Source organism: Serratia sp. ASV30 (assembly GCF_016428815.1).
GTDB classification, from domain to species: domain Bacteria; phylum Pseudomonadota; class Gammaproteobacteria; order Enterobacterales; family Enterobacteriaceae; genus Chania; species Chania fonticola_C.
Map to the genome: position 1 here is coordinate 1 of NZ_JAELTL010000189.1, position 486 is coordinate 486.

The window sequence follows — 486 nt, forward strand, 5'->3', positions numbered from 1 at the left end:
AAACGCAGGCCGCGTTACATAGTTAAAAAGTGAGATAGAAAATAAGATGATCTGCAAAGACGATAAAAAAACTTGAGCCTTATATTCAGGGTTGGCTCTGCTATTTATATATCCTCTTATCCACGACTTCTCGAGACATGAGCCTAAAATCGCCGACGTTTTCTTCTATGGCCGGTTTGCTTATTTTGTTGTGAATGCGATAAAACCATTCTGCAGTTTTACGCTTCATTCTACCATCACTCTGTCTATCTATACGTTTGGCTAAAACAACTTCCGCACCATTTTCCCATTTATTCAACAACAACGGGATAACATCTATTGGATCCTGGAGATCTACGTCAATAGGAATGATGACATCACCCGAAGAGGCCTCCAACCCAGCGAATAAGGCTGGTTCTTTTCCAAAATTACGAGTGAAATTGATAACTTTGATCTTCTCATCAGCTAGTGACAAGGCTGATATTATGTTCTCTGTTTTATCAGAAC

Annotated in this window: 1 pseudogene; it reads right to left on the reverse strand. The window is 39.5% G+C overall.

Features of this window, described 5'->3' with window-relative positions:
- Window positions 1–118: 118 nt before the first annotated feature.
- Window positions 119–486 (reverse strand): annotated as a pseudogene (locus tag JHD74_RS26040) (glycosyltransferase family 2 protein); the annotation flags it as partial.